The sequence below is a fragment of the Metabacillus rhizolycopersici genome (assembly GCF_020075705.1).
In genome coordinates, this window is the sequence record NZ_JAIQUM010000168.1 from 1 (window position 1) to 3,502 (window position 3,502).

Genomic DNA, 3,502 nt, shown 5'->3' on the forward strand with positions numbered 1-3,502 from the left:
TGGCTTCGCCTGACTTGGACGTCAATCGTTCGTCGGATCTTTACGGGCAGTTATCTCCCACTTATCTTCTTTGCTTCTCTCGAATCTTTCGTTGAGAGTTTTACTGCCCGTTAAGGTGGGATAAATAAAGATTATTAGAGATCAAAAAAGCTATAAACTTACTAGTCTTTTACTTAAATAAACATAAAAATATAAAGAAAAGTTCACCTTGGATTTTGTTAATATTACCAACTTCACTTTAATTCTCTACTGTTTATTATCTTTTGGTTTGTTCTCTCTCTAAAAAATCATTCTCTATTAGAGGTTTTTCTACAAAATTAATTTTCCTCATTATTTTTTGTATTACTCTTGGGAAAAAGTAAGCTCCAAAAAAAGCACAAATAAAAGCCTCTAACCATATTTTTAACCATATATGCAAAAATGTATTACCATAACCAAAATTCAGTGAGACTAATATAAATGAAACAAAAAAGGACATACTTAAAGCCATTAAAAATGCAAAAATAATATTTCTGTATTTGACATTAATACTCATTCTTTCCCACCTTTTAATCAAATAATTTTAACTACAATTCAGATACATTATTTTATCACAACATTTTACTGTTTTATTTAAAATATTAACTTCTATTTCAATTAGATGGTCCTATACAAAAAGACGCGTTCCTCGATAAACGCGCCCTTTTGTTGAATAATGGAAATAGAAACACAGCTGCAATTAGCTCATTTTTTCTTCTACTAGATTGTAGAAATTCGATGATGCGATGCTCGCTGTCTAGAAAGGGTCCTAACTTCGTTTCCTCTTCCTTTTTCCAATGTACGGTTTATATAGTTATAAAAGATGTTATATAGAAAGGACCGAGAAGGAATAATTTGAAATACTGCGGGAAAAATATCAAAGATGATAAAAGCTATTGAAAAAAGGCGGATGATAAACATGACAATGGTACGCGACATTATGACCAAAGATGTAAAGGTATGTGCATCACATGATTCTGTAACAACAGCAGCAAGAATGATGCGTGATATCGATTGTGGTTCTGTTCCAGTTTGTGAAGGTAAGAAAGTCGTAGGAATGATTACAGATCGAGATATTATATTAAATTGTGTGGCAGACGGTAAAGACTGCAATACTACTCATTGCCATGATTGTATGACTACAGATGTAATCACGTGTGCACCGAACACTGATGCACACGAATGTGCTCGTATGATGGCCGATCATCAAATCCGACGTCTTCCTGTAGTAGAAAATGGCGAAATTGTTGGCATTTGTGCTATTGGCGATCTTGTAACAGTGAACATTCATGTTAATGAAGCCGGTGAGGCGTTAAGTTACATTTCTGAAAATACTCATTGAAAACATGAAAAGAGCTGCCTTGGAAACTTGACTTGCTTAACTCTTGCGCCCGATCGGAATATTGGAAAATGCAAAAATGGTTCCTCAGTGATTTTACTGAAGCACCCTTGTCTTATTTAAATCTATTGCTTAATAGTCATAAGAAAAATCAACTTGAGCATGGAAGCAGTTTCAATTACAACAAGTATATCTAAGTTACTGGGTACAAATATTATAACTTTTGGAAATCAAAAGGAGGTGGCTACAATGAACGCACAACGAGCACAAGAAATTTCTTCTTCTCCAATTATGGCTAATGTAATTTATAATGGAGAAAGCATTTATATTGAGCACGTGGATGAACAAAATGGAACAGCTACAATCCATTCCCTTGATGAACCAAACAATAAACAAAGTGTTTCTGTAACAAGCTTAAATGAACAGTAATTTATCAAGTATTTCCCCATAATAAACCTCCACCTTTGTGATGCACCCCAAAAGTTAGAGTTAAAAATCTAACTTTTAGGGGTCACCTCACTTCGGGTGGTGGTTTCACGTTTGATTAAATTCAGTTGAATTCTCCTTTAACTTATTCATCCCCTCTTCTTAACAATAAAATCGAAATCTTCTTCCTGTAAAGCCTTTTCAATGAATTGAAAAAGGATCTCCAAATTGGAAGATACCTTTATATTGCTTGTTCAAAAATTTTGTTGTCATAAAATTTGATACCAGAAGAGCACATTCAATAAGAATGAAATGTGAGCTAAACTTTTTGCTTTAATTTCTCTATCACTTTAAGAGCTTCTTCTCTATTTTTTGAAAGTTTCATCCATGTTGGCAACCTGCCCTTAATATTCAAATAATATAATCCAGAAGGTCTTAAATGTTTTTCAATATAATCTTCTATAGTTCAAGAATTTTATAATTTCCTAAACCATGAAAAATGAGCGCTTATCCTTGTTCCAGGATCGCGCTCTTTAATGGAATAACCATTACTTTATATTAGTTGATTCCTTTTACTAAAGAAGTATTGGTATGAAAATTCATATTATTCTTCGTTTGTTGAAGCTTCTAAACCTTTAAAAGGCAAATGATTTACACCTAGCTCAGCTAATTGAGCTTCGGCTTCTTCAATAAGTACTTGAGCTTTTTCTTTACTTTCGTCATCTAAGTCAGCGAACATATCGCCACGGTCGCCTTTTTCACCTTTTGCAGGAAGTTCTACTCCAAGGTCAGCTAATTGAGTTTGAGCTTCTTCTTGAGTAATCGAATCATTTTTTAGCTGTTCCACGATCGCCTCAGCTTTTTCCTTCGTTGCATCATCTAAGCCAGCTAACATATCGCCACGGCCACCTTTGTCAGCTCTTTCTGGAAGTTCTACTCCAAGGTCAGCTAATTGAGCTTGAGCTTCTTCTTGAGTAATCGAATCATTTTTTAGCTGTTCCACGATCGCCTCAGCTTTTTCCTTCGTTGCATCATCTAAGCCAGCAAACATGTTACCATGGCCGCCCTTTTCACCTTTTGCAGGAAGCTCTACTCCAAGGTCAGCTAATTGAGCTTGAGCTTCTTCTTGAGTAATTGAATCACTTTTTAGCTGTTCCATAATCGCTTCGGCTTTTTCTTTGCTTTCATCATCTAAGTCAGCAAACATATTGCCGCGGTCGCCTTTTGTAGGAAGCTCTACCCCAATGTTACCTAATTGGATTTTTAGTTCACCCATAATGGCTTGAACCTTTTGTTTTGTTTCATCATCTAATGAAGCTTTAACATTCACTGCTTGTTCTACCGATGCCGCTGAATTAGAAGTACTGTTTGATGCTGCAAAAGCAGGAATGCCAACTCCTCCGATCATTCCTAACGATAAGGCACCTGTCATGATACCCCTAAATAATTTATTTTTCTTCATTTTGACTATTTCCTCCTTTAATCTTGACCCTATTCACCATATTGGCTGGTGTTTTGCACAAGGGTTATATTACTCTCGGAAAGTGAAAAGATAGTGAAAAAAACATAGAAATAAAAAATTTGTTTCTATGTTCACTTTGTTGAAAAAAGATTATGTCAATGAAAATGCCACAAATTTTTTGTGGCATTTTCATGATTATCATTTGTTTTATCAAACAGATTCTTCTATAATTTCATATGTTAGGTGTAGACCAATTT

General features: G+C 34.7%; 4 protein-coding genes. 2 read left to right on the plus strand and 2 right to left on the minus strand.

The window, feature by feature from the left end; genetic code table 11:
* Nucleotides 1-256: 256 nt before the first annotated feature.
* Nucleotides 257-535 (minus strand): DUF2798 domain-containing protein, encoded by a 279-nt coding sequence (locus K9V48_RS27485; protein ID WP_224142237.1) that lies wholly within the window; start codon nucleotides 533-535, stop codon nucleotides 257-259.
* Nucleotides 536-937: 402 nt separating this feature from the next.
* Here K9V48_RS27485 and K9V48_RS27490 point away from each other — a divergent pair, with 402 nt between their 5' ends.
* Together K9V48_RS27490 and K9V48_RS27495 are read left to right on the plus strand one after the other, a co-directional pair.
* On the plus strand, nucleotides 938-1,360 hold the full coding sequence (locus K9V48_RS27490) for a CBS domain-containing protein (RefSeq protein WP_224142238.1): 423 nt from the start codon (nucleotides 938-940) through the stop codon (nucleotides 1,358-1,360).
* Nucleotides 1,361-1,606: 246 nt separating this feature from the next.
* Complete coding sequence (locus tag K9V48_RS27495; protein ID WP_224142239.1) at nucleotides 1,607-1,786, plus strand: small acid-soluble spore protein H; 180 nt, start codon at nucleotides 1,607-1,609, stop codon at nucleotides 1,784-1,786.
* Between the two features lie 601 nt (nucleotides 1,787-2,387).
* On the opposite strand, the gene K9V48_RS27500 is transcribed toward K9V48_RS27495, so the two are convergent.
* Nucleotides 2,388-3,245: a hypothetical protein gene (locus tag K9V48_RS27500; protein ID WP_224142240.1), complete on the minus strand. Its 858-nt coding sequence runs from the start codon at nucleotides 3,243-3,245 to the stop codon at nucleotides 2,388-2,390.
* Nucleotides 3,246-3,502: the final 257 nt, after the last annotated feature.